The 22,282-nt window shown below is 70.8% G+C and carries 19 protein-coding genes; 6 read left to right on the forward strand and 13 right to left on the reverse strand.

The genetic code is table 11. The features are described 5' to 3' along the window. The first annotated feature begins 20 nt into the window (after positions 1 to 20). Positions 21 to 557 (forward strand): hypothetical protein, encoded by a 537-nt coding sequence (locus PV721_RS13810; protein ID WP_319723798.1) that lies wholly within the window; start codon positions 21 to 23, stop codon positions 555 to 557. A gap of 4 nt (positions 558 to 561) precedes the next feature. On the opposite strand, the gene PV721_RS13815 is transcribed toward PV721_RS13810, so the two are convergent. The 4 genes from PV721_RS13815 to PV721_RS13830 are packed head-to-tail and all read right to left on the reverse strand — an operon-like array spanning position 562 to position 3,712. Continuing rightward, entirely contained in the window at positions 562 to 990 is a 429-nt protein-coding gene (locus PV721_RS13815; protein ID WP_319723800.1) for a transcriptional repressor, read from the reverse strand. Between the two features lie 51 nt (positions 991 to 1,041). Continuing rightward, positions 1,042 to 1,905: a metal ABC transporter permease gene (locus PV721_RS13820; protein WP_319723801.1), complete on the reverse strand. Its 864-nt coding sequence runs from the start codon at positions 1,903 to 1,905 to the stop codon at positions 1,042 to 1,044. Beyond that, positions 1,905 to 2,696 carry a metal ABC transporter ATP-binding protein gene (locus tag PV721_RS13825; RefSeq protein ID WP_319723803.1) on the reverse strand — a complete coding sequence of 264 codons (792 nt, stop codon included), beginning with the start codon at positions 2,694 to 2,696 and terminating at the stop codon, positions 1,905 to 1,907. The genes PV721_RS13820 and PV721_RS13825 overlap by 1 nt, the downstream gene beginning before the upstream one ends. Positions 2,697 to 2,725: 29 nt before the next feature. Further along, positions 2,726 to 3,712 carry a metal ABC transporter substrate-binding protein gene (locus PV721_RS13830; RefSeq protein ID WP_319723805.1) on the reverse strand — a complete coding sequence of 329 codons (987 nt, stop codon included), beginning with the start codon at positions 3,710 to 3,712 and terminating at the stop codon, positions 2,726 to 2,728. Positions 3,713 to 3,867: 155 nt separating this feature from the next. Between PV721_RS13830 and PV721_RS13835 the strand changes: the two genes are divergently transcribed. Continuing rightward, on the forward strand, positions 3,868 to 5,250 hold the full coding sequence (locus PV721_RS13835; RefSeq protein ID WP_319723807.1) for a glycine--tRNA ligase: 1,383 nt from the start codon (positions 3,868 to 3,870) through the stop codon (positions 5,248 to 5,250). A gap of 84 nt (positions 5,251 to 5,334) precedes the next feature. Here PV721_RS13835 and PV721_RS13840 read toward each other — a convergent pair whose 3' ends face one another. From PV721_RS13840 to PV721_RS13860, 5 genes are all read right to left on the reverse strand, one after another. Then, positions 5,335 to 6,045 carry a VC0807 family protein gene (locus tag PV721_RS13840; RefSeq protein WP_319723809.1) on the reverse strand — a complete coding sequence of 237 codons (711 nt, stop codon included), beginning with the start codon at positions 6,043 to 6,045 and terminating at the stop codon, positions 5,335 to 5,337. Between the two features lie 214 nt (positions 6,046 to 6,259). Next, positions 6,260 to 6,853 (reverse strand): TetR family transcriptional regulator, encoded by a 594-nt coding sequence (locus tag PV721_RS13845; RefSeq protein ID WP_319723812.1) that lies wholly within the window; start codon positions 6,851 to 6,853, stop codon positions 6,260 to 6,262. A 21-nt stretch (positions 6,854 to 6,874) separates the two neighbouring features. After that, positions 6,875 to 7,909 carry an aldo/keto reductase gene (locus PV721_RS13850; protein ID WP_319723814.1) on the reverse strand — a complete coding sequence of 345 codons (1,035 nt, stop codon included), beginning with the start codon at positions 7,907 to 7,909 and terminating at the stop codon, positions 6,875 to 6,877. A 54-nt stretch (positions 7,910 to 7,963) separates the two neighbouring features. Next, a complete protein-coding gene (locus PV721_RS13855; protein WP_319723816.1) occupies positions 7,964 to 8,119 on the reverse strand; it encodes a DoxX family protein in 156 nt (51 codons plus the stop codon). Positions 8,120 to 8,680: 561 nt separating this feature from the next. After that, positions 8,681 to 10,129: an MFS transporter gene (locus PV721_RS13860; RefSeq protein WP_319723819.1), complete on the reverse strand. Its 1,449-nt coding sequence runs from the start codon at positions 10,127 to 10,129 to the stop codon at positions 8,681 to 8,683. A gap of 52 nt (positions 10,130 to 10,181) precedes the next feature. Here PV721_RS13860 and dusB point away from each other — a divergent pair, with 52 nt between their 5' ends. From dusB to PV721_RS13875, 3 genes are all read left to right on the forward strand, one after another. After that, on the forward strand, positions 10,182 to 11,324 hold the full coding sequence (dusB, locus tag PV721_RS13865) for a tRNA dihydrouridine synthase DusB (RefSeq protein WP_030862564.1): 1,143 nt from the start codon (positions 10,182 to 10,184) through the stop codon (positions 11,322 to 11,324). 364 nt (positions 11,325 to 11,688) lie between these two features. Continuing rightward, positions 11,689 to 14,397, forward strand: coding sequence for a pyruvate, phosphate dikinase (gene ppdK / locus PV721_RS13870; RefSeq protein WP_319723822.1), 2,709 nt, complete (start codon positions 11,689 to 11,691; stop codon positions 14,395 to 14,397). A 386-nt stretch (positions 14,398 to 14,783) separates the two neighbouring features. Next, positions 14,784 to 15,782: an ArsR/SmtB family transcription factor gene (locus PV721_RS13875; protein ID WP_319723824.1), complete on the forward strand. Its 999-nt coding sequence runs from the start codon at positions 14,784 to 14,786 to the stop codon at positions 15,780 to 15,782. Positions 15,783 to 15,986: 204 nt separating this feature from the next. Here the strand turns inward: PV721_RS13875 and PV721_RS13880 are convergent, their stop codons facing one another. Continuing rightward, complete coding sequence (locus tag PV721_RS13880; protein ID WP_319723826.1) at positions 15,987 to 17,147, reverse strand: alkaline phosphatase PhoX; 1,161 nt, start codon at positions 17,145 to 17,147, stop codon at positions 15,987 to 15,989. 367 nt (positions 17,148 to 17,514) lie between these two features. Here PV721_RS13880 and PV721_RS13885 point away from each other — a divergent pair, with 367 nt between their 5' ends. After that, a complete protein-coding gene (locus PV721_RS13885; protein WP_319723828.1) occupies positions 17,515 to 17,922 on the forward strand; it encodes a VOC family protein in 408 nt (135 codons plus the stop codon). Positions 17,923 to 17,940: 18 nt separating this feature from the next. Here PV721_RS13885 and nirD read toward each other — a convergent pair whose 3' ends face one another. Genes nirD through PV721_RS13900 form a run of 3 tightly spaced genes read right to left on the reverse strand, consistent with a single transcriptional unit; the run spans position 17,941 to position 22,083 of the window. After that, a complete protein-coding gene (nirD, locus tag PV721_RS13890; protein WP_030711012.1) occupies positions 17,941 to 18,273 on the reverse strand; it encodes a nitrite reductase small subunit NirD in 333 nt (110 codons plus the stop codon). Beyond that, complete coding sequence (gene nirB / locus PV721_RS13895) at positions 18,270 to 20,795, reverse strand: nitrite reductase large subunit NirB (protein WP_319723832.1); 2,526 nt, start codon at positions 20,793 to 20,795, stop codon at positions 18,270 to 18,272. Before nirB ends, nirD begins: the two co-directional genes overlap by 4 nt. Before the next feature lies 1 nt (position 20,796). Beyond that, positions 20,797 to 22,083, reverse strand: a complete 1,287-nt coding sequence (locus PV721_RS13900; protein ID WP_319723834.1) for an NAD(P)/FAD-dependent oxidoreductase — start codon at positions 22,081 to 22,083, stop codon at positions 20,797 to 20,799. Between the last annotated feature and the right edge of the window lie 199 nt (positions 22,084 to 22,282).

Below are 22,282 nucleotides of genomic sequence, written 5' to 3' on the forward strand. Positions count from 1 at the left end.
TGCGGGTACGCTCTGCCGTCATGGACGCGACAGACGAGGTGCGGGGCGTCGGCCCGGGGGAGGTCGAGGTCTACTACAGACCCCGGCCCGGCGATGCCCGCGAGGCGCTGAGGTGGCGGATCCGCAAGACGTTCAGGGGCCGCCTCTGGCTGCTCCTGTGGCTGGGGCTGCCCCTGGTGCCCGCCGCACTGGCGGCCGCCCGGGGCATTCCGGAGGAGCAGACGGCGGTGCTGGCCGTGCTGGTGCCCGCCGTCGGCTGGTACGGGGCGTACCTGAGCCTGGACTGGCGGGCACACCGGATGTACAAGGAGGCGGCGCGCTACCCCGAGTACCGCTGCACGCTCTCCGACACGGGGGTGGTCACCCGGCTGCCCGACGGTACCTCGGGCCAGGTCTCGTGGGACTGGTGCGCCGGGTTCGGCGAGACCCGGAAGCTGTTCGTCCTGCTGGTGAAGGAGAACGGCGCGGTGCTGTGGCTGCCCAAGCGCGCCGCCCTGACGGACGCCGAGCTGGACCGGGTCCGCGCCTTCCACGCCCGGAACCTGCGGCGGCTCTGAACCGCTAGGCGGTGGCGGCGCAGTCCGCGCAGGTGCCGAAGATCTCCACCGTGTGGGCCACGTTCACGTAGCCGTGCTCGGCCGCGATGGACTCCGCCCACTTCTCCACTGCCGGGCCCTCGACCTCGACCGCCTTGCCGCACTTGCGGCAGACCAGGTGGTGGTGGTGGTCCCCGGTGGAGCAGCGGCGGTAGACGGATTCGCCGTCGCTGGTCCGCAGGACGTCGACCTCGCCGGCGTCGGCGAGGGACTGGAGGGTGCGGTAGACGGTGGTCAGGCCCACGGAATCGCCACGGTGCTTGAGCATGTCGTGGAGTTCCTGGGCGCTGCGGAACTCGTCCACCTCGTCCAGCGCGGCGGCCACGGCCGCCCGCTGCCGGGTGGATCGCCCTCGTACTGGCGCGGTATTCATCTCGCCAGGCGCAGTCGCCACCGGTTCCTCCTCGTATCGGCCTGCCGCCATTGTGCCAGGCGACCGAGGCCCCTAGACCTTTACGTCGTCCCGCGTGCACACCTCTTCGGTGGCCCGGGCCGCATTCGCCCGGCGCCGGGCCAGGGGCGCGGAGAGGGCCGTCAGCACCATGAAGACGCCGATCGCCAGCAGGACGATCGTCGCGCCCGAGGGCACGTCCATGTAGTAGGTGGCGGCCGTGCCGGTCAGGGAGACGCCGACGCTGATCGCCATGGCCAGGCCCAGGGTGGTGGCGAAACTGCGGGTGAGCCGCTGGGCGGCCGCGACCGGGATCACCAGCATCGCGCTGACCAGCAGCAGGCCGACGATGCGCATGGCGACGGTGACGGTGACCGCCGCGGTGACGGCGATCAGCAGGTTCAGGGCGCGCACCGGCAGACCGGTGACCCGGGCGAACTCCTCGTCCTGGCAGACGGCGAAGAGCTGCCTGCGCAGGCCGATCGCGACGGCGAGGACGAACGCGGCGAGGATCGCCATCGCGGTCACGTCCTCGGCGGCGACCGTGGTGATCGAGCCGAACATGGAGCCCAGGAGGCTGGCCGTCTGGCCGCCCCCGAGGTTGATGATCATGACGCCGCCGGCGAGCCCGCCGTAGAAGAGCATGGCGAGGGCGACGTCGCCGCTGGTCCTGCCGCGGGCGCGGATCAGCTCCATGCCGACGGCGCCGAGGACGGCGACGAGGGTGGCCATCCAGACCGGGCTGGTGTGGAGCACGAGACCGAGGGCGACGCCGGTCATGGCGACGTGGCCGAGACCGTCGCCCATGAGCGCCTGGCGGCGCTGGACGAGGTACGTGCCGATGGCGGGGGCCGTGATGCCGACCAGGGCGGCCGCGATCAGCGCTCGCTGCATGAAGGCGTAGTCGAGGATGTCCATCAGCTCAGCAGTCCCGTCCGCAGGGCCCCGGCGTCGTGCGCCGCGTGGGGGTGTACGTGGTCGTGGCCGGGCAGGGCGTGCTGGCCCACGGCCTCCGGGGGCGGTCCGTCGTGCACGACGCAGCCGTCGCGCAGGACGACGGCGCGGTCGATCAGGGGCTCCAGCGGGCCCAGCTCGTGCAGGACGAGCAGGACGGTGGAGCCGGCGGCTACCTGCTCGCGCAGGGCGTGCGCGAGGACCTCCTGGTTGGCGAGGTCCACGCCCGCCATGGGCTCGTCCATGATCAGCAGCTCGGGTTCGACGGCGAGGGCCCGGGCTATGAGGACGCGCTGGTGCTGGCCGCCGGAGAGGGCGTCGACCGAGGCGTCGGCGTGGGACTCCATGTCGACGAGGGCCAGGGCGCGCTGGACGGCGGCCTTGTCGGCCTTGCGCAGGAGGCCGAAGCGGGAGCGGGCCAGCCGGCCGGAGGAGACGACCTCGCGGACGGTGGCGGGGACCCCGCCGGCGGCGGTGGTGCGCTGCGGGACGTACCCGATGCGCGACCAGTCCCGGAAGCGCGTGAAGTCCGTACCGAAGAGGGACAGGGTGCCGTCGGTCAGCGGGACCTGGCCGACCACGGCGCGGACGGCCGTGGACTTGCCGGAGCCGTTGGCGCCGAGCAGGGCGACGACCTCACCGCGGTGGACGGTGAGGTCGATCCCGCGCAGCACGGGGCGCGAGCCGAGCGAGGCCGTGGCCCCGCGCAGGGATATGACGGGCTGGTCGTCCGCCGGGCGGGGCGTGGACTGCATGGCTCGCGCCTCCGTTGCTGCTAGTGCCATCACTTGCTACCGAGTGCCTTCTGGAGGTTCTTCAGGTTGGACCGCATGACCTCGAAGTAGTCAGCGCCCTGGGACTTGTCGGTGATTCCCTCGAGCGGGTCGAGGACGTCGGTCTTCAGGCCGGTGTCCGTCGCGAGGACCTTGGCGGTCTTGTCGCTGGCCAGGGTCTCGAAGAACACGGTGGAGACGTTCTCCTTCTTCGCGACCTCCTGGAGCTCCTTCATCCGGGCCGGGCTCGGCTCGGACTCGGGGTCGACGCCGGAGATGCCCTCCTGGTCCAGCCCGTAGCGCTCGGCGAGGTAGCCGAAGGCGGAGTGGGTGGTGATGAAGGTCCGGGAGGCCGTGTTCTTCAGGCCGTCCTTGAACTCGGTGTCCAGCGCGGTCAGCTTGCCGACCAGCTCGTCGGTGTTCTTCCTGTAGTCCGCCGCGTTGTTCGGGTCGGCCTTCTCCAGGGCCGCTCCGACGCCCTTGGCGATCTCCGCGTACTTGGCGGGGTCGAGCCAGACGTGCGGGTCCGTGCCGGCCTCGCCGTGGTCGTCGCCCTCGGCCTCCCCGGCGTGCTCGTCGCCGTCCTGGTGGGCGTGACCCTCCTCGCCGTGGCCGGAGGCGGCGTGTGCCTCCAGCGGGGTGAGGGTCGCGGCGTCGACGACGTTCTTCACGCCGGACTGGGCGACGGCCTTGTCGACGGCGGGCTGCAGGCTCTTGAGGTAGAGGACCACGTCGGCCTCGCCGAGCTGCGCGGTCTGCCTCGGGGTGATCTCCAGGTCGTGCGGTTCGACACCGGGCTTGGTCAGGACGTCGACCTTCACGTGGTCCTTGCCGATCTGCTCGGCGAGGAACTGCATCGGATAGAACGACGCCGTCACGCCGAGCTTGCCGTCCTTGCTGCCGGTGGCGCCGGCTCCGGAGCAGGCGGTGAGGGCCGTGGCGCCGAGGGCGACGGCTCCGGCGAGGGCGGCGGCGGGTATGAGGCGTCGTACGTTCATGACATCCATTTTCATCAAAAATGGAAACGGTTGTCAAAAAGCCTGGTGGGGAGGCCGGGCGGGCGGCCGTGGAGGGGGATCCGATTTGAAAGGGGGGGTGCGGGCGCCGGTAACCTAAAGACTTCGCCGTTCGTCCTCGTAATGAAGAGAGCACCGTGGCCGCCGACAAGATCGACACCATCGTCAGCCTGAGCAAGCGCCGTGGCTTCGTTTTCCCTTGCAGTGAGATCTACGGCGGCTCCAAGGCCGCCTGGGATTACGGCCCGCTGGGTGTCGAGCTCAAGGAGAACATCAAGCGCCAGTGGTGGAAGGCGATGGTGACCGGGCGTGAGGACATCGTCGGCATCGACTCGTCCGTGATCCTGGCTCCCGAGGTGTGGGTGGCCTCCGGCCACGTCGCGACCTTCTCGGACCCGCTGACCGAGTGCACCGCCTGTCACAAGCGGCACCGTGCGGACCACCTTGAAGAGGCGTACGAGGCCAAGCACGGCCGCCTGCCCGCCAATGGCCTTGCCGACATCAACTGCCCCCACTGTGGCGTGAAGGGCCAGTTCACCGAGCCCAAGCAGTTCTCCGGCATGCTGGAGACGCACCTCGGCCCGACCCAGGACACCGGCTCCAAGGCGTACCTGCGCCCCGAGACCGCCCAGGGCATCTTCACCAACTTCGCCACCGTGCAGACCGTCGCGCGCAAGAAGCCCCCGTTCGGCATCGCGCAGATGGGCAAGTCCTTCCGCAACGAGATCACCCCCGGCAACTTCATCTTCCGCACGCGCGAGTTCGAGCAGATGGAGATGGAGTTCTTCGTCAAGCCGGGCGAGGACGAGCAGTGGCAGGAGTACTGGATGCAGGAGCGGTGGAACTGGTACCGCGACCTCGGCATCCGCGAGGAGAACATCCGCTGGTTCGAGCACCCGAAGGAGAAGCTGTCCCACTACTCGAAGCGCACCGCCGACATCGAGTACCGCTTCAACTTCGGTGGCAACGAGTTCTCCGAGCTCGAAGGCGTCGCCAACCGCACCGACTTCGACCTCAAGGCCCACTCGGCCGCCTCCGGCCAGGACCTCGTGTACTTCGACCAGGAGACGAAGGAGCGCTACACCCCCTACGTCATCGAGCCGGCGGCCGGTGTGAACCGCGCCATGCTCGCCTTCATGCTCGACGCGTACGTCGAGGACGAGGCCCCCAACGCCAAGGGCGTCATGGAGAAGCGCACCGTGATGCGCTTCGACCCCCGCCTGGCCCCGATCAAGGTCGCCGTCCTGCCGCTGTCCCGCAACGCGCAGCTGTCGCCGAAGGCCAAGGGCCTCGCCGCCGACCTGCGCAAGTTCTGGAACATCGAGTTCGACGACGCGGGCGCCATCGGCCGCCGCTACCGCCGCCAGGACGAGATCGGTACGCCGTTCTGCGTCACCGTCGACTTCGACACCCTGGACGACAACGCGGTCACCGTGCGCGAGCGCGACACCATGAAGCAGGAGCGCGTCTCCCTGGACCAGATCCAGACCTACCTCGGCAGCCGCCTGCTCGGCTGCTAGGCCAGGACGCACCAAGACCGGTGGCCCGGTGCGCGACGAGCGCACCGGGCCACCGGTCTTTCGTCTTCCGTCTTCCGCGGCGGGTCAGGCCGCGGACCCCCCGGCCTGCGTCGCGGCGGCCTCGGCGGCCCGGCGCTCGCCCTCCGCCTGGGAGCGCTTGCCGTACAGGGCGGTCCACACGCCCAGGGCGCCGAGCACCCCGTAGATCATGACCGGGCTGAGGGTCACCATCGTCTTGGTGCTCAGCGTGTACGCCAGGGCGATGCGGACGGCCGCCTCGATGACGTACGCGACGCCCCAGACCAGGGTCATCCGGGTCATCGTGGTCCGGAAGCCCTCGTACTGCCACAGGCCGTTCCACCAGACGGTGCTCTCGGGAGTGCCGTCGGTGGCGAACTTGCGGCCGAAGTAGAACATCAGCGGACGCGGCGCCAGCAGGGTGGACAGGCAGAGCAGCCCGAACAGCCCGGTCACGGCGGAGTCCTTGACCAGCAGGGCCCGCGCCGAGGGGTCACCGACGAGCGATACCCCGGCCGTGATCACGATGAACACCAGGGTGACCACGGCGAATTCGTCGAGCTTGCGACGCCAGGCGATGCTGATGGCGCTGTCGAGCACGGGCCAGGCGCTGCTGACGAGCAGCGCCGAGAACTCGCTCCAGCCGTGGTCGTCGACAAGCGTGTTGTACGTGATGATCGGCGCGACCACGTTGAGGCCGATGGTCAGGATCCAGCTGATGGCGGTCGCGGCCCCTGAGCGTGCGGGAGGCGCGGGTCGTGCTACTTGGGCGGACAAGGTTCCCCCTGGAACGTGCCTGATGAAGTGCGGTAAGGGGAACGTAAGGACCTAGGGATGACATGGACAAGACGAACGCGCCCAAAATGATCATCAAGTTCTCCGGACCGAGAGGTTCCGGACAGCCCGGGCAGTGCCGGACAGCCCGGGCAGGTCGCCAGGCGGAAGCAGGTCGGCCAGGCGCGGGAGGTCGGCCAGGCAGGGCAGGGCCGGGTCAGGCGCGCAGGCCCCGGATGATCAGCGTGGTGACCGCCTCGAACTCCGTGAAGATCGTGGGCGAGAGCCAGTCGGCCGCGTACTGCGGGTCGTGGAAGCGGCCGGTGGCATCGAAGACCGCACGGGCGGCGGCCGGCACGTCCTCGGCGGCGAGCGTCCCGGCGGCGACACCCTCCGCGATGATCCGCGCCAGCTGGTCGATCAGCTCGGTCAAGTGCGCGTCCACCACGCCGCTGTTCTCGGCGAGCAGCACGGTATAGGTCGCGAACAGCTCGGGATCCGCGCCCGCCTTCCGGCGCTTGGCCTCGAAGAGGGCCCCGAGCCACGCCTCCAGCTTGGAGGGGGCGCTCTCGGCGGGTGCCGAGGTGATCTCCTCCAGCAGGACGACGCTCTTGGCGAGCCAGCGGTCCGTGACGGCCTCGCGCAGCGCCGCCTTGGACGGGAAGTGCCGGTACACGCTGCCGTGGCTGACACCGAGCGCGCGCGCCACGTCCACCACGGTCGCCTTGGTGGGGCCGAAGCGGCGCAGCACCTCCTCGGTGGTCTCGAGGATGCGCTCGGGGGTCAGGGGCTCGGCGGCAGCGGGGGGCATGGGTACGACCGTACCGTCAGCTCAGTGCTCGCTGTCGAGGTGGGCCATCTGGGCCTCCGGGTACCTTGCTCCGGCCGCGGCCCCGGCGGGCACGGCCTCCTCGACGGCGGCCAGGTCGGCGGCGCTGAACGTGACGTCCATGGCACCCAGTGCCTCGGCGAGCCGGTCCCGGCGGCGGGCGCCCACCAGCGGCACGATGTCGACGCCGTGCCGGGGGCCCTGCGCGAGCACCCAGGCGATCGCGGTCTGGGCGACGCTCACCCCCTTGTCCACGGCGACCTTGCGCAGGGCGTCGACCAGGTCCAGGTTCCGGCCGAGGTTCTCGCCCTGGAAGCGGGGGCTCATGCCGCGGAAGTCGCCCGGGGTCAGCGCGCGGTCGCGGGTGAAGTGGCCGCTGATCAGGCCGCGGGACAGCACTCCGTACGCCGTGATCCCGATGCCGAGCTCCCGGGCGGTCGGCAGGATCTCGTCCTCGATGCCGCGGGAGATCAGCGAGTACTCGATCTGGAGGTCGGATATCGGGGCCACGGCGGCGGCCCGGCGCAGCGTCTCCGCGCCGACCTCGGACAGGCCGATGTGGCGCACGTGCCCGGCCTGGACCGCCTCGGCGATGGCCCCGACGGTCTCCTCGATCGGCACGTCCGGGTCCACGCGAGCGATCCGGTAGATGTCGATGTGGTCCCGGCCGAGCCGCTGGAGCGAGTAGGCCAGGAAGTTCCTGACTGCCGCGGGTCGCCCGTCGTAGCCGGTGAACCCGCCCTCCACCGTGCGCAGCGCGCCGAACTTCACGCTGGTCAGCGTCTTCTCGCGGGCCGCGGCGGGGGCCGTGCGCAGGGCTTCGTTGATCAGCAGCTCGTTGTGCCCCATGCCGTAGAAGTCGCCGGTGTCGAGCAGCGTCATGCCCGCGTCCAGGGCGGCGTGGATGGTCGCGAGGGACTCGGTGCGATCGGCCTCGCCGTAGAGGGCGGACATCCCCATGCAGCCCAGCCCCAGCGGGAAGACGGAGGGGCCGCTGCTGCCGAGGGCGGTCGTGTGAGTGTTCTCGTTCTTCGTCATGGAACGAGAATGACATGACGAGTGACAGATTTCAATATCTGTCACTCGTCAGTGTCACGCAAGGATCCGCAGCACCAGGGCCGCCGCCGCGACCAGGGTGAGGACGGCCGCCGGTGCGAGTTCGTAGTCCTTGACGCGCAGGCGGCTGATGACCGCGCCGATGAAGTAGAGGGTCACGCCGGCGGCCGCGGCCAGGCCGAGCGGCGTCACCCACAGGCCGGCGACCAGGCTGATCGCGCCGGCCGCCTTGAGGGTGGCCAGCCTGTGGCAGCCACGAGTCCGGGGCCCGGACCTTCTGTGTGCCGGCGACGATCTGGTCGTTGCGCTGCAGGGTGAAGGTGGCGGAGGCGGTCAGGACGAGGGCGAGCAGGCCGCCGACGACGGCGTAGGCGAGAGCATCTGGAGGTGGGACCCGAGCGTGCTCGTCGGGATCCTGAACGACCTGGAGGGCGACGGCCCGGCCGAACGCCGCCGGGACCCGGCCGACCGGCGCCGTCACAACGTGGCCGTCACCACCGCCGGGGAGGCGGCCCTGCGCAAGACGAACGCCGCCCTCGACGAGGTCGAAGGCGGCATCTTCGCGGGGCTGTCGGACCGGGAGTGCGAGCTCCTGCGCGGCCTCCTCGACCGGGTCAACACCTCGGCCGAGGACTCCCAATGCGACGAGGAGACGGGCCGGCCGCGCGGCCGGGCCTGCGGTCAGGCCCGCGGCCGGGCTTGCGGTCAGGCCCGCGGTCAGGCCCGCGGCCGGGGTCGCTGTCACGCCCGCGCTCAGGCGCGCGGCGAACCCGCGGCCGCGGACTGGCTGACGGGCTCCTCCAGAGTGCGGGCCGTACGCTCCGCCGTCGCACGGGCCCAGTTCCCGCTCGTCACCGCACCCACGACCAGCACCGCCAGTCCGCACAGTGTGATGATCCACCAGGCCGGCTGCGCCGCCCCGGAGAAGTCGGAGCCACCGGCCAGCCCCGCCGCCAGGACCGAGCCGATGACCGCGACGCCCAGCGTGCCGCCGGTCTGCCGGCTGGTCGAGGCGATGGCGGCCGCGACGCCCGCCTGGGAGCGGGGCATCCCCGATACCGCCGTGTTGGTGATCGGCGCGTTCACCATGCCGAAGCCGAGCCCGAACAGCACGTACCCGGTGAACAGGAGCGGGTTGGACGTCTCGGCCTCGAACAGGGCGAACAGCAGCCCGCTCGCCGCCATCGCCACCCCCGCGATCAGCAGGCAGATCCGTGGCCCCCGGCTGCCCACCAGCCGCCCCGCCAGCGGCGCGAAGACGACGGTCAGCGCCGCCATCGGCAGCATGTAGAGCCCGGCGTGCAGGGCGCTGAGCCCCCGTACGTCCTGCAGGTACAGCGTGTTCAGGAAGAGGAAGCCGGCCAGTCCGGCGAAGGCGCTGATCGCGATCACGGTCGAGCCGCTGAAGGGCGCGCTCCGGAAGAACCGGAGATCGATCAGGGGGTCCTCGCGCCGGGGCTCGTAGACCAGCAGCCCCACGAGCGAGGCCACCGCCACCACCGCGCACCCCGTGATCAGCGGCGAGCGCCAGCCGGCCGCCGGGGCCTCGATGATCCCGTACGTCAGGCTGCCGAGCAGCGCGATGACCAGGACCTGACCCACCGGGTCCGGTCGACGCGGCCGGGCCGCCCGGGACTCGGGGATGTGGCGCAGGGTCAGCACGAGCGCGGCCAGACCGATCGGCACGTTGATCAGGAAGATCGAGCGCCAGCCCACGGAGTCCACCAGCACTCCGCCGATCAGGGGCCCCGCGGCCATGGAGACGCCCCCGACCGCACCCCAGACGCCGATGGCCCGGGCCCGCTCGGCCGGATCGGTGAAGGTGTTGGTGATGATCGACATCGCCACCGGGTTGAGCATCGCGCCGCCGATCGCCTGCACCATCCGGAAGACGATGAGCCAGCCGAGGCTGGGGGCGAGCGAGCACAGCAGCGAGCCGGCGGTGAAGGCCAGCAGGCCGGCGACGAACACCTTGCGGCGGCCGATCCGGTCGGCCGTGGAGCCCGCGAGCATCAGCAGCGAGGCCAGGACCAGGGTGTACGCGTCGATGGTCCACTGCAGCCCCGCGACCGAGGCGTCGAGGTCACGGCGCATCGACGGGAGCGCGACGTTGAGCACGGTGTTGTCCAGGCTGACGATCAGCAGGCTCATGCAGCAGATCGCCAGGACGAGCATGCGCTGCCGGGGACTCGGCTCGATCATGCCGCCGATGCTACGTCCGCCCCACCCCCTCGGCATGCGGGACAATGGGCGGATGACCACGCTCCCTCCGCCTCTCGCGATCGGCCCGCACACCGTGCAGCCCCCGGTGGTGCTCGCGCCCATGGCAGGCATCACCAATGCCCCGTTCCGTACCCTCTGCCGGGAGTTCTCGGGCGGCAAGGGGCTGTTCGTGAGCGAGATGATCACGACCCGCGCCCTGGTCGAGCGCAACGAGAAGACCATGCAGCTGATCCACTTCGACGAGACCGAGAAGCCTCGCTCGATTCAGCTGTACGGGGTCGACCCGGCGACGGTCGGCAAGGCCGTCCGGATGATCGTCGAAGAGGACCGCGCCGACCACATCGACCTCAACTTCGGCTGCCCGGTGCCCAAGGTCACCCGCAAGGGTGGCGGCTCGGCCCTCCCGTACAAGCGCAACCTGCTCCGCGCGATCCTCCGCGAGGCCGTCGCGGGCGCCGGCGACCTGCCGGTGACCATGAAGATGCGCAAGGGCATCAACGACGACCACCTCACCTACCTCGATGCCGGCCGGATCGCCGTCGAGGAAGGGGTCACCGCCATAGCCCTGCACGGGCGGACCACGGCCCAGCACTACGGCGGCACCGCCGACTGGGACGCCATCGCGCGCCTCAAGGAGCACGTGCCGGAGATCCCCGTGCTCGGCAACGGCGACATCTGGTGCGCCGAGGACGCCCTGCGCATGGTCCGCGAGACCGGCTGCGACGGCGTGGTCGTGGGCCGCGGCTGCCTGGGGCGGCCGTGGCTGTTCAACGACCTGGTGGCGGCCTTCGAGGGGCGCCCGGAGGACTTCCACAAGCCGACGCTGCGCGAGGTCGCGGCCACCATGCACCGCCACGCACAGCTGCTGGGGGAGTGGATCGGCGACGAGGCGCGCGGGGTGATCGACTTCCGTAAGCACGTGGCCTGGTACCTGAAGGGCTTCTCGGTCGGCTCCGAGATGCGCAAGAAGCTCGCGGTCACCTCTTCCCTGGCCGAGCTGAACGCTCATCTGAGCGAGCTCGACCTGGACCAGGCATGGCCCGAGAGCGCGGACGGCCCGCGCGGCCGGACGTCCGGAAACAACCGAGTTGTCCTGCCGGACGGCTGGCTGAAGGACCCGTACGACTGCGCGGGTGTGAGCGAGGACGCTGAACTGGACACCTCCGGAGGCTGACAAATCGCCCTCCGTGGCGCGTGATATACGCCACGCATGGGAAGGGTTTCGCTCAGATGAGCACTGAAGTCACGGGTAAGACTTTCAAAGGGTGGCACTGGGTGCCACCCTTTGTGCATTCAATTCTTGAACACAAATGGATCGATGATCGCTCATCCGGGCGTGATCAGGCCTCAGGAGTCCCCTCCTCGTTCGAGAGGTGAAGACTGTTCGTACTTTCTGATTACCCATGAGTTACTTTCGATCTGCTGGCGCACGGGTGGTTACAGCCGTATGACGACCAAGTGGACGTACCCAGAAGCCTTCGATCTGGGTATGTTCCTGGCCGTCAGGGCAGCCACCGAGCCTCGAGGAGTCGAGACCCGTGTCGGAAAACAAAGATCAGAAGTTCGTCTACGACTTCACCGAGGGCAACCGCGACCTCAAGGACCTTCTCGGCGGCAAGGGAGCCAACCTCGCCGAGATGACCAACCTGGGTCTGCCGGTCCCTCCCGGCTTCACCATCACCACCGAGGCCTGCAAGGTCTACCTCGAGAGCGGCACGGCCCCGGCCGCGCTGCGCGAAGAGGTCAGCGCCCACCTTGCGGCCCTCGAGGCGAAGATGGGCAAGAAGCTCGGACAGTCGGACGACCCGCTGCTGGTCTCCGTCCGCTCCGGCGCCAAGTTCTCGATGCCCGGCATGATGGACACCGTCCTGAACATCGGTCTCTCCGACGAGTCCGTGACCGGCCTCGCCTCCCAGGCCGGTGACGAGCGCTTCGCGTGGGACTCGTACCGCCGCCTCATCCAGATGTTCGGCAAGACCGTCCTCGGCGTCGAGGGCGAGCTCTTCGAGGACGCCCTCGACGAGGCCAAGGCCGCCAAGAAGGTCACCGTCGACACCGACCTCGACGCCGCCGACCTGAAGAAGCTGGTCAAGCACTTCAAGAAGATCGTGGCGAAGGAAGCCGGCCGCGAGTTCCCGCAGGACGCCCGCGAGCAGATGGACCTCGCTGTCGAGGCCGTCTTCAACTCGTGGAACACCGACCGCGCCAAGCTCTACCGCCGCCAGGAGCGCATCCCGAGCGACCTGGGCACGGCGGTGAACATCTGCTCCATGGTCTTCGGCAACCTGGGCCCCGACTCCGGCACCGGCGTCGCCTTCACCCGCGACCCCGCCAGCGGCCACGCGGGCGTCTACGGCGACTACCTCCAGAACGCCCAGGGCGAGGACGTGGTGGCGGGCATCCGCAACACCGTGCCGCTCGCGGACCTGGAGGGCATCGACAAAGCCTCGTACGACCAGCTCATGACGATCATGACGACGCTGGAGACCCACTACAAGGATCTCTGCGACATCGAGTTCACCATCGAGCGCGGCCAGCTGTGGATGCTCCAGACCCGTGTCGGCAAGCGCACCGCCGGCGCCGCCTTCCGCATCGCCACCCAGCTCGTGGACCAGGGCCTGATCGACGAGGCCGAGGCCCTCCAGCGCGTCACCGGTCACCAGCTGGCGCAGCTGATGTTCCCCCGCTTCGACGAGGGCGCCAAGACCACCCTGCTCGGCCGCGGCATCGCCGCCTCCCCGGGTGCGGCCGTCGGCAAGGCCGTCTTCGACTCGTACACGGCCGTCAAGTGGTCCCGTTCCGGCGAGAAGGTCATCCTGATCCGCCGCGAGACCAACCCGGACGACCTGGACGGCATGATCGCCTCCGAGGGCATCCTGACCTCGCGCGGCGGCAAGACCTCGCACGCGGCCGTCGTCGCCCGCGGCATGGGCAAGACCTGTGTCTGCGGCGCCGAGGAGCTCGACGTCGACACCAAGCGCCGCCGCATGACGGTCGGCGACACGGTCATCGAAGAGGGCGACGTCGTCTCCATCGACGGCTCCACCGGCAAGGTGTACCTGGGTGAGGTACCCGTCGTACCGTCCCCGGTCGTCGAGTACTTCGAGGGCCGTATGCACGCCGGCGCCGACGACGCCGACGAGCTCGTCGCCGCCGTGCACCGGATCATGGCCTACGCGGACCGCGTCCGCCGCCTGCGGGTGCGCGCCAACGCCGACAACGCCGAGGACGCGCTGCGCGCCCGCCGCTTCGGCGCCCAGGGCATCGGCCTGTGCCGCACCGAGCACATGTTCCTCGGTGAGCGCCGCGAACTGGTGGAGCGACTGATCCTCGCGGACACCGACGGCGAGCGCGAGGAGGCACTGAGTGCCCTCCTGCCGCTGCAGAAGAAGGACTTCGTCGAGCTGTTCGAAGCCATGGACGGCCTGCCGGTCACCGTCCGCCTCCTCGACCCGCCGCTGCACGAGTTCCTGCCCGACATCACCGAGCTGTCGGTGCGCGTCGCCCTCGCAGAGTCCCGCCAGGACGCCAACGAGAACGACCTGCGCCTGCTCCAGGCCGTGCACAAGCTGCACGAGCAGAACCCGATGCTGGGTCTGCGCGGCGTCCGCCTGGGCCTGGTCATCCCCGGCCTGTTCAAGATGCAGGTCCGGGCGATCGCCGAGGCCGCGGCCGAGCGCAAGAACGCCAAGGGCGACCCCCGCGCCGAGATCATGGTCCCGCTCGTGGGCACCGTCCAGGAGCTGGAGATCGTCCGCGAGGAGGCCGACCAGGTCATCGCCGAGGTCGAGGCCGCCACCGGCACCAGCCTCAAGCTGTCCATCGGCACCATGATCGAGCTGCCGCGCGCCGCCCTGACGGCCGCCCAGATCGCCGAGGCCGCGCAGTTCTTCTCCTTCGGTACGAACGACCTGACCCAGACGGTGTGGGGCTTCTCCCGCGACGACGTCGAGGCCAGCTTCTTCACCGCGTACCTCGAGAAGGGCATCTTCGGGGTCTCGCCCTTCGAGACCATCGACAAGGACGGCGTCGGCTCGCTCGTCCGCCACGCGGTCGAGCAGGGCCGGGCCACGCGCCCCGACCTCAAGCTCGGCGTCTGCGGTGAGCACGGCGGCGACCCCGAGTCCGTCCACTTCTTCCACGAGGTCGGCCTCGACTACGTCTCCTGCTCGCCCTTCCGGATTCCGGTGGCGCGCCTGGAGGCCGGTCGCGCGGCCGCCGAGGCGAAGGGCAGCGACAGCCGCTGACCCCCGGCCCTGCGAAGGGCTCCCATAGACCGCGCCTGCCCCCGGGTGCCCTGACTGCCCGGTGGCGGGCGCGCCTATTTCCGTTGTTCAACAAAGCTTTACGCCAGCAGGCGGTGGACGGATCCCCACCCGTCCACCGCCGCTGTCATTCTGCCGGGCACGTCGGCGCTTCCCGGTGCGACCGACCGCCAGGCCCCGCAAAGCCCCCCACGGCCTTCGCGGAGCGTTTCGGTCGCATCGGAGTGTGCCCGGCGGAGTACAGGATTTCGGTTGTCACGCCCCTGCCGAAAGGGGTTTCAACTGTGGCCGAAAGGGCGTGGTGACCACGTGTGACGGCGTGCATACTCATGGGGCGGGGGGATTGCGGTTGCACAGGTGGGGGTTCGGTGCTGCGTATCCATTTCACTGGAGTGGACCTGGCACGCGTACGGATGGCAGGGCGTCCCGATGCGTTGTGGGAAACGATTCTCAGCTTTCACCGCTTAAGAGACCGGCGCGATGCCCGGTTGTTCGGTGAATGGCGTACGGAAACCCGGAGCAGGTTGAATAGTGAAACACGCACGCTCGGTATGCTCATACCGAGCCGTGGTTATTTTCCCGATTTCCTGACCCCTGTGGAGGGGCAGTACGGGTGGGACGTGGGCCTCGACGCGCTGCGCGGCATCCGTCCCGAGCGCATGCGCCGCGAGCTGCAGCTGCTGGCTGCGGGTGCGCCGATGACGCCGCGGCTGCGGGAGTTCATGGACGGCGGAGCCAAGCAGCTGCCGAGGCTGATGGGCGAGCTGCGCGCGTACCACCGGGCGGCCGTGGAGCCGTACTGGACCCAGATCCAGGCCCAGATCGAGGCCGAGCGGGCCGCGCGCGGCCGGGCGCTGCTGGACGGGGGCGCGGACGAGCTGCTGGCCTCCCTGCCGCCGATGCTGCGGTGGCGGGCGCCGGTACTGGAGTGCGACTACCCGGTGGACCGGGACGTACGGCTGCGGGGGCGCGGGCTGCTGCTCCAGCCGTCGTTCTTCTGCCGGCGCACCGCGGTGACGCTGCACGATCCCGAGCTGCCGCCGGTGCTGGTCTATCCGGCGGCGGCTCAGTTGGCGTCGGCGCCGGCGGGGGGCGAGGCGGCGCGGCCCGTGGAGGAGCAGCGCCAGCGCACCCTGGGCAAGCTGGTGGGGCACACCCGGTCGGTGGTGCTGCGGGCCATAGGGGACGGGGCGACCACCAGTGAGCTGGCCCGTCGGGCCGGGGTCTCGCTGGCCTCCGCGAGCCAGCACGCGTGCGTGATGCGGGAGGCGGGACTGGTCACCACGCTGCGGCGGGGGAACGCGGTGCTGCACACCGTGACGCCACTGGGAGCCGCCCTGCTGAAGGGCGGGGCCGTCGCTTCATGACGGTGGCCGCCGCACCCCTGCGGGGTTGCCCGTGGGGGTGCGGCCGGTTGTGCGGGTGCCGGTCCGTTGCGGGGGCGCGGCCCCCGAGCCCCCGCGCCTCAAACGCAGGCGGGGCTGGAGTGGTGAGGCGGGGCCGGATGGTACGGCTCAAAGATCGGGGCTCCGCCCCCGGCCCCGCGGAGCCCCTCGAACGCCGGCGAGGCTCTAGACGCGGAACGGGCCCGTTACCTCGTAGGTGATGCCGGCGGAGGAGCTGCCGGTGGTGCCGCGCTGGCTGGAGAAGTAGAGGCGATTGCCGGCCGGGGAGAAGGCCGGGCCGGTGATCTCCGAGGAGGACTGGCCGGTGATCCGCAGGAAGGGTGCCACCACGTCGTCCGGGGTGATCACGCAGATCTCCATGTTGCCGCCGTCCTCCGCGACGTACAGGTCGCCGTACGAGGAGCCGGTGACGTTGTCGACGCCCGTCAGCGGGGCCGCCCCGCCGGGCACGAGCGAGTCGTCGTAGGCCAGCTCGTACGTGTTGTTCGTGAGGTTGAGCTGCCAGACCCGGTTGTCGCCCTTGGTGGTGAACCAGACGGTGTCGTTGGCGTAGTGGCAGCCCTCGCCGCCGTTGAACTTCTTCGAGCCGGACACCTGGCTGCGGGTCGCGGTCGGCGAGCCGTCCGGGTCGGGGACGTTGGCCCAGGTGAAGGAGCCCGAGGTGGCGGTGCCTGCCTTGAGGACCTGGAGGGTGCCGGAGGAGAGGTTGCCCCAGGTGGTGGGGATGAAGCGGTAGAAGCAGCCGCTCGTCTCGTCCTCCGTCAGGTAGATCACCTGGCGCACCGGGTCGGCGGCGGCCGCCTCGTGCTTGAAGCGGCCCATTGCGGGGCGCTGTACGGACGCGTTCACGCCGTACGGGTCGGTCTCGTAGACGAAGCCGCGGTCGACCTCCTCGCAGGACAGCCAGGTGTTCCACGGGGTCTTGCCGCCCGCGCAGTTCTGCCGGGTGTCGGAGAGGATCCGGTAGGCGCCGGTGACGGTGCCGGAGGAGTTGAACTTCACCGCGCTCGCCCCGCCGGAGGGGTTGATCTCCGAGTTGGAGACGTAGATCCAGCCCGAGCCGTCGGCGAAACACGCGCCGCCGTCGGGGGCGTTGTGCCAGGTGTACGAGGTGCCGCTGACGGTCTGGCCCGAGCGGGCGATCACCCGGCTGCTGAAACCGCTGGGGAGCATGATGCCGTTGGCGTCCGCCGCGCCGAGCGCCCCGTAGGGGCCGGCGCCGGGCTGCGCCGGCGCCGCGTAGGCGGCTCCGTGCATCAGGGTGCCACCGAAGGCGGCGGCCGACGATCCGATGACGGCGCCGCGCAGGAAGGTACGACGTTCCACGGTCACTCCTGTGGGAGGAAGGCACCCCGCACCCGGTCGAGCGCGGGGTCGCACGCGTCGAGGAACCTAGGAGCACTGAGTTGACGTGACCTCAATTCCTCATTACGCCCGAGCGACCGCTGCGAGTGCAATCCTCCAGAAGGGACTTCGGGACACCGGGCCGGCCCGGATCGCCGACGGCGAGAGTCGGGTGGGCTTCGTGCCGCTCGCCGTGCCGAAGCTGCGGCCAGTCCCCTGACCTGCGGTTCCGGGAAATCTCAAAAAAGATGCACGGGGAGCGATGAGTTTCGCGGGGCCTCCCGGTCTACCTCACGTAAACACCGAGCACCCAGCGCCGAGCGCCGCACCCGAGAGAAGAGAGACCTCGATGTCCGCCACCATGATCTTCGTCAACCTGCCGGTCAAGGACCTGGAGGCCAGCAAGACCTTCTGGGGCAAGCTGGGCTACACCTTCAACGCCCAGTTCACCGACGAGAACTGCGCCTCGATGGTCATCAGCGACACCATCGTCGCGATGCTCCTGACCGAGGACCGCTACAAGGACTTCACCCACAAGGAGATCGCGGACGCCACGAAGACCTCCGAGGTGCTGCTCTGTCTGAGCGCCCCCAGCCGCACCGCCGTCGACGAGCTGGTGGACGGGGCCCTGGCGGCCGGCGCCACCGAGCCCCGCCCCGCCCAGGACCACGGCGTCATGTACGGCCGCGCCTTCGACGACCTCGACGGCCACACCTGGGAGATCATGTGGATGGACCCGGCCGTGATCCAGGGCTGACCGCCCCGCACCACGTGGTCACGAGGTCGCGGCGGTCCGCACCGGGTAGGTCCGGACCGCCACCTCCTCGTCGTCCAGGCAGCGCCCCGACTCCAGGTCGAAGCGCTGCTTCAGCAGCGGCGAGGCCACGAACGGCCGGCCCGCCACGGCCCCCACCAGCCCGCGCGAGAGCACGTGCGCCCCGGTGAAGGGGTCCTGGTTGCCGATGGCGTACGGGCGGCCCGCGCGGTCGACGAACACCGCGGCCTGGCTCCCGTCGGGCAGCAGGGCGGCCACCCCGCGCCCGGGGACGAGCGAGGACAGCTCGCACACCGTCAGCCAGCCCTGCGCCACTTGCAGTTCCACGGTCATCGGACGGCACCTCCTATGGTCAGGACGGCCAGGTCGGGCTTGACCTGGTCGCGCTCGGGGACGAACTTCACGGTCGGGTCGGGAGCGCCGGGCGCGTTCACGAAGGACACGAACCGGCGGAGCCGCTCCGGGTCCTGGAGCGTCTCGGCCCACTCGTCCCGGTAGTGCGCCACGTGGTCGGCCATCAGGGCCTCCAGCTCCGCGCACAGCCCGAGCGAGTCGTGCACGATGACGTCCCGCAGGTGCGCCAGGCCGCCCTCCAGCCGCTCCAGCCAGGTGGAGGTCCGCTCCAGCCGGTCGGCGGTGCGGATGTAGAACATCAGGAACCGGTCGATCAGCCGGATCAGTTCCGCGTCCGAGAGGTCCTGGGCGAGGAGGTCGGCGTGGCGCGGCGTGGCACCGCCGTTGCCGCCGACGTAGAGGTTCCAGCCGCTCGCCGTCGCGATGACCCCGAAGTCCTTGCTCTGCGCCTCCGCGCACTCGCGGGCGCAGCCGGACACCGCCGACTTGAGCTTGTGCGGGGCGCGCAGCCCGCGGTAGCGCAGCTCCAGGTCGATGGCCATCCTGACGCTGTCCTGGACCCCGTAGCGGCACCAGGTCTGTCCCACGCAGGACTTCACCGTCCGCAGGGCCTTCCCGTACGCGTGCCCGGACTCGAACCCCGCGTCGACGAGCCGCGCCCAGATCCGCGGGAGCTGGTCCACGCTCGCCCCGAAGAGGTCGATCCGCTGGCCGCCGGTGATCTTCGTGTAGAGGCCGAAGTCGCGGGCCACCTCGCCGATCACGATCAGCTTGTCGGGGGTGATCTCACCGCCGGGGATGCGCGGGACGACCGAGTACGAGCCGTTGCGCTGCATGTTCGCCAGGAAGTGGTCGTTGGTGTCCTGGAGGGCGGCCTGCTCCCCGTCCAGGACGTAGCCGCTGGCGCCGAGGGTCGGGGCGAGCGAGGCGATGATCGAGCCGACGGTGGGCTTGCAGACCTCGCAGCCGTCGCCGCCGCGGGCCTCCGGGCGGCCGTGGCCGTCGAGGAGCTGCTCGTACGAGGTCAGCCGCCGGGTGCGGACGATCTCGTACAGCTCGGAGCGGGTGTACGGGAAGCAGCCGCACAGCCCCTTGTCGGCGGCGGCCGGCAGCAGCTGGCCGATCACCTTGACGCAACTGCCGCAGCCGGTGCCCGCCTTGGTGCACTTCTTGACCTCGGCGAGGGTGGCGCAGGCGGCGATGGCCTTCTTCGTGACGTTGTGGCAGGAGCAGATCACCGCGTGGTCGGGGAGCGAGGACGGGCCGAGCGCGACGGGAGCGCCGACCCCGGCCGGCAGCACCAGCTGCTCGGGGGCGACGGGCGGGACGCTGCCGGTGAGCGGGCGCAGCAGACCGTACGCGTCGGCGTCGCCGACCAGGACCCCGCCGAGCAGGACCCCGTCGGGGGAGACGACCAGCTTCTTGTAGACGCCGGACCGGGAGTCCGACCAGACGACGTCGAGGCTGCCGGGGGCGTTGCCGTGGGCGTCGCCGAAGGAGGCCACGTCCACGCCGAGCAGCTTGAGCTTGGTGGAGAGGTCGGCCCCGGTGAACTCCTTCTCCCGGCCCAGGAGGTCGTCGGCGGCGGTCTCGGCCATCTCGTAGCCGGGGGCGACCAGGCCGTAGACCCGGCCGTCGACGGCGAGGGCGCACTCGCCGATGGCGTAGACGTGCGGATCGGAGGTGCGGCAGCGGGCGTCGACCGCGATGCCGCCGCGCTCGCCGACGTCCAGTCCGGCATCGCGGGCCAGCTGGTCGCGGGGGCGGACCCCCGCGGAGAAGACGACGAGGTCGGTGTCGACGGTGGAGCCGTCGGACAGCCGCATGCCGCTGACGTGGCCGTCCTCGCCGGTCACCACCTCCTGGGTGCCGACCCCGGTGTGGACGGTCAGGCCCATCGACTCGATGGTGCGCAGCAGGGCGGCGCCGCCGCCCTCGTCGACCTGGACGGGCATCAGCCGCGGGGCGAACTCGACGATGCGGGTGGTGAGGCCGAGCCCCTGCAGGGCGCCGGCGGCCTCCAGCCCGAGCAGGCCGCCGCCGACGACCGCGCCGCTGGTCCGGGTCTTGGCGTACTCCTCGATCGCGAGGAGGTCCTCGATCGTGCGGTAGACGAAGCAGCCGGGGGCGTCCTTGCCGGGGACGGGCGGCACGAAGGGATAGCTGCCGGTGGCCAGGACCAGCACGTCGTACGGGAACACCTGCCCGGAGCGCGACGTGACGGTGCGGGCGGCCCGGTCGATGTGCTCGGCGGGGTCGTCGAGGTGGAGGGCGATGCCGTGCTCGTCCATGAACCCGGCGGGGGTCATGGACAGGTCTTCGGCGGTGCTGCCGGAGAAGTACGAGGTCAGGTGCACGCGGTCGTATGCGGGCCGGGGCTCCTCGCAGAGCACGGTGATCCGGTGCGTGGCGGTGACCCCGCGCTCTGCGAGAGCTTCGAGGTAGCGCTGGCCGACCATGCCGTGCCCGATGAGCACGATCGTGGGCAGGGGCTCGGGCATGTCAGTGGCCTCCGTCGTCGGTGAGCAGGTGGAACAGGTCGTGCGGGGACTCGTCGCCCTCCCAGGTGCGGGCGAGGGCGCCCACGGTGGAGAGCTCGCCGAGCAGCACCCCGCCGACGAGCCGGTCGTCGCGGACGACGACCTTCCGGTAGGTCCCGCGGGTGGCGTCGGCGAGGCGGACCACGTCGTCTCCGGGGCGGGGGGTGGTCTCGCCGAAGGCGGCGAGGTCCAGGGAGCCGTTCTCGGCGCCGCCGAGGGTCAGGCGGGTGAGGGCGCGGGTGCCGGTGTAGGGCGCGGGGGTTCCGGTGAGGACCGCGGCGAGGGCGTCGGCCTGCTCCAGGGCGGCGCCCGCCAGGCCGTACACCTGGCCGGCGTGCTCGGCGCAGTCGCCGATGGCGTGGATGCGGGGGTCGCTGGTGCGGAGGTGGTCGTCGACCACGATGCCGGTGCGGACGTCGAGGCCCGCGGCCTTGGCGAGGCCCGTGCGGGGGCGGACGCCGCAGGCGAGCACGACGAGATCGGCCTCCAGCCGGTAGCCGTCGGCGAGCTGGACCCCGGTGACCTTGCGGGGGCCCGCCGAAGCGCCCGGGCGCGGCGCCGCTGCCGGCGCTGCCCCCGGACCGCCGCTCCTCGAACCCTGGAGGGGCTGGATTTCCAGGCCGCGGACCCGGCATTCCGTGTGGATCTCCACGCCGAGGTCGGTCAGGTGCGTGGCCAGCAGGGCGGAGGCGCCGGCGTCCAGTTGGCGTTCCATCAGGCGCTCGCCCTGCTGGGCCAGGACCACCACCGCCCCCCGCGCGGCGAGCGCACGGGCCGCGGAGACGCCCAGCAGGCCCCCGCCGATCACCACCGCCCGCACCCCGGGGCGTACGGCCGCCGAGAGGGCCAGGCAGTCGTCCATCGTGCGGAACGCGTGGACCCCGTCCGGGAGCTCGCGGCCTTCCGGTTCGAACAGGCCGCGCAGCGGCGGGAGCACCGCGTTCGAGCCCGTGGCCAGCACCAGCGTGTCGTACTCCGCCACGGTGCCGTCGTCGCACAGCACGGTCCGGTCGGTGCGGTCGATCCGTACCGCGCGGACGCCCCGCCGCAGAGCCGGGCCGGGCGCCGGGAGGGCGGTCACCTCCGGTGCGTAGCGGCCGGCGAGGACCTCCGCGAGCAGGACCCGGTTGTAGGGGGCGTGCGGCTCCTCGCCGAGGACGGTCACCGCCGCCGCACCGGTCAGGCGCGCGGCCAGTCGCAGGCCCGCGAGGCCGCCGCCGATCACCACCACACGCTGGTTCGAGGTCATGGCACGAGCGTGCGGGGCCGCTGTTTCCCCGCCGCATCGCCGCTGTTACCCGGACGGAACGCCGACCTCAGCGTCGGGGTCAAGGGTCGGTGAGGCCTTCCTCAAGGCCGTCTCAAGGATCATCGGAGCCGCCGCCGGGGCCCTTGGCGTGCTCCGTATGCGAGACGTGGCGGTGCGGGTCAGGGGCGGGATGCTGGGC

Origin of the sequence: Streptomyces sp. MB09-01 (assembly GCF_033794505.1) — a bacterium.
GTDB lineage: Bacteria > Actinomycetota > Actinomycetes > Streptomycetales > Streptomycetaceae > Streptomyces.